The following is a 970-nucleotide window of genomic DNA, read 5'->3' on the forward strand; positions in this document are numbered from 1 at the left end:
CGTCTTTGGACAAACTGTCGTAGCTAGAAGCATCAAAACTATAGCTTCCATCAGAATTAAACGTTAATCCTGTGGCTGTCGATGTGGTTGAGAACGTGAGGTTACTGCTTGATGGCAGATCAACATCGGATGCCGTGACAACACCCGTTAAATTCGAATCTTCAAGCACATCAGTGGCGGCGATGTTAGCTACCGGATCGTCGTTTGTGCCCTTAATGGTAATCATCAACGTTGTGGTGTCTGTCCCGCCGACTTCATCGGTAACCGTCACAGGTACGACGATATCTAGCGTTTCGTCTTTGGATAAACTGTCGTAACTAGACGCATCAAATGTATAGTTTCCATCAGAATTAAACGTTAATCCTGTGGCTGTCGATGTGGTTGAGAACGTGAGGTTACTGCTTGATGGCAGATCAACATCGGATGCCGTGAAAACACCCGTTAAAATCGAATCTTCAAGCACATCAGTGGCGGCGATGTTAGCGACCGGATCGTTGTTTGTGCCCGTAATGGTAATGGTCAATGTTGTGGTGTCTGTCCCACCAACTTCATCCGTAACCGTCACAGGAACGACGATATCTAATGTTTCGTCTTTGGATAAACTGTCGTAACTAGACGCATCAAATGTATAGGATCCATCAGAATTGAGGGTTAACCCTGTAGCCGTACTGGTAGTGGTAAAACTCAACGAGCTACCAGAAGGTAAATCAACGTCCGTTGCTGTTAGTTGACCCGATATACTGGCATCTTCAGTCACCGCATCGGTTTTTGATACGGCGACCGGGTCATCATTGGTTCCAGTGACAGTAATGGTCAGTGTTGTGGTGTCTGTCTCGCCAACTTCATCGGTAACCGTCACAGGCACAACAATATCGAGCGTTTCGTCTTTTGATAAGCTGTCGTAGCTAGACGCATCAAAAGTATAGGATCCATCAGAATTGAGCGTTAACCCTGTAGCCGTACTGGTGGT

1 protein-coding gene is annotated in these 970 nt (G+C 46.4%); it reads right to left on the reverse strand.

The features are described 5' to 3' along the window. Positions 1-970, reverse strand: a 970-nt coding sequence (locus QWZ04_RS08110) for a cadherin-like domain-containing protein (RefSeq protein ID WP_290326799.1), incomplete at both ends; no start/stop codon positions are given.

It is taken from the genome of Vibrio tapetis subsp. quintayensis, assembly GCF_030409945.1.
Classification (GTDB): Bacteria; Pseudomonadota; Gammaproteobacteria; order Enterobacterales; family Vibrionaceae; genus Vibrio; species Vibrio quintayensis.